Annotated in this window: 1 protein-coding gene and 1 pseudogene; both read left to right on the top strand. The window is 71.0% G+C overall.

Annotation, left to right across the window (positions count from 1 at the left end):
* Positions 1–363: 363 nt before the first annotated feature.
* A complete protein-coding gene (locus ACZ5CR_RS44595) occupies positions 364–1,119 on the top strand; it encodes a hypothetical protein (protein WP_468869236.1) in 756 nt (251 codons plus the stop codon).
* A 296-nt stretch (positions 1,120–1,415) separates the two neighbouring features.
* Positions 1,416–1,723, top strand: a pseudogene (locus ACZ5CR_RS44600) (hypothetical protein); the annotation flags it as partial.

The raw sequence follows: 1,723 nt of genomic DNA on the forward strand, positions 1-1,723 counted from the left end.
GGACTGAGCGCTGGTGCGTACGTGCTGACACCTCTGAAGGAGAAATTCCCCGGCTGGTAGTGCCACTTCCGGTGAAAGGTGCTGGTCGGTGGTCGGTCTGTCACGAGGTACCCCGCATCGGGGCGTGGGCGGAGCCCGAGGGCCGTACACGGCGTCGGCGAATTCATCTCGGGCACTTTCGCGCCGTGTGGTGGCGGGCGAACGTGCTGGTCACCGGCCGATCAGCCACGGGGGTTCCAGGGGACGGCAGGGCGATGGCGGGGATGCGGCCAGAGCACGGCAGGCCGGCGGCGCGGTGGTGGCAGGCCGGCTTGGCGCGATGGGCGGCGTCCCGTTTCGCTCTCGCTGGCAAGGAGCCCGCTCATGCGCCGCACCGCCGTCACTTCACTGTCCACCGTCTCCCCGTTCGACCAGGTCGATGCCGCTCTGCTGGATCTGGCCTCCGCCCCGCGCCCGCTTACCCTGCCCGCCGTGTTGCTCTCGCAGAGCGCGCCCGACGCCGACTGGCCGGTCGACCTCATCCGCGCCCGCATGGCTCACCCCTCCACTCCTGGTACAGCGCGGGCTCGGGTGTGGGCCGAGATCGTCCGTCGGCGTCTGGCGTTTGGTGAGCCGTGGGGCACGGTCGGCATCGCGATGACGGTGCCGGTACTGCGTCGAGCGCTGGCCCGGCTGCCCCGGCTCCCAGAGTTGGAGAGCGGCGAGCTGGAGCAGGAGGTCCTGACCGCGGTCGCCGAGCAGCTCGCCGCCATGACGCCGGACGAAGCACCCGAGGAGATCGGCCTGCGGCTGGTGCGGGCAGGCGACCGGTCGGCCCACCGCCTGCTGTATGCCACCCTGCGCGAACGCCGCCTTGGCCCGCTGCCTCTGCACGAGGGCGTAGTGGGGCAGTCGCTGGCTACCGGGTCACAGGCGCAGGTGTTCTCGGTACTGGAACGCGCTGCCCTGTGTGGGGTCATCACTCCGGCAGAGGCCGAACTGATCGCCGCCACCCGCTTGGACGGGCAGAGCGCGAAGGCGTGTGCGCAGGTTGTGGGGATCAGCGTCCGCACGATGTTCCGAAACCGCTCGGCTGCCGAACAGCGCCTCGCCAAGGCCCTGCTCACCGGCGGGTTGTGAGGCACCGGAAGCAACTTCGTGCAGCTGCTGGCACGAATAGCCGGTCCTTTTCTCCTTAAGAGTGCGAGAGCCCACAAGGCTGCCGGCGCCTGACTGAGCTCTCACGGATGTCCCTGTGGTCCGGGTACGGCGCTTCGTGCTGACACCCGAAACTCCCACCCCCTCGCGCGTTGCGCCCCTTCTTGCTCAAGGAGGTGGTGCGCCGCCGCGGGCCTGCCCCGGGCCCTGGGACAGCCGTCAGCTTCGGTGCCGTTCGCGCCGGCTCCCCCCTGCCCGCCCCGTTGGAGGTGTTCTTCATGCGCGCTCTACTTGCTCGGCTGCGGGCAGCGGCCGGCCGCCCGAGTCTGCGCCGCCTGGTCCGCATCGCGGCCCGGGCCCTCTTCGTTGTCGTCCTCGCGTTGCTGGGACGGCTCGATGGCACCGGCATGGACCAACTCCTGCTCGCCGCCTTCCACTTCCACCACAGCCCCAAGCGGCGGGTACCCGCTCCCGAGGGGGTGCCCGGGCTGCCCGCCATCACCCCTGCCCCCTGGAAGGCGCAGGCGTCTCGACCACCGGCGCCATTGCGCCTGCCCTGCCGGGCGGTCACCGAGGCGGGCACCCT

It is taken from the genome of Streptomyces sp. NPDC031274 (genome assembly GCF_055570235.1).